This is a genomic window from Vibrio splendidus 12E03, from assembly GCF_000272105.2.
GTDB lineage: Bacteria > Pseudomonadota > Gammaproteobacteria > Enterobacterales > Vibrionaceae > Vibrio > Vibrio splendidus_I.
In genome coordinates, this window is record NZ_AJZD02000185.1 from 1 (window position 1) to 205 (window position 205).

Consider the following 205-nt stretch of genomic DNA (forward strand, 5'->3'; position numbering starts at 1 on the left):
ATCATATTGAGAGCCTGAACTTGAATACAAGTAACTAGGGTGATCATCTCGACTAATAGCATCCATCACAGTGCCGTCGGCAAAGGTGATACTGGTTAAGTCCGTGCAATGAGCCGCAGTTAATACTTGATTGCCTCCGACAATCATTCCGGTGCAGTTGTTTTTAACCATGTCGTCAAAATCATTTTGCCAATCCACATTGGTG

The 205-nt window shown here is 43.4% G+C and carries 1 protein-coding gene; it reads right to left on the bottom strand.

Annotation, left to right across the window (positions count from 1 at the left end; all coding sequences use genetic code 11):
• Nucleotides 1-205: trypsin-like serine protease (locus tag A142_RS13150; protein WP_139137178.1), on the bottom strand; the 205-nt coding region annotated here is incomplete at both ends.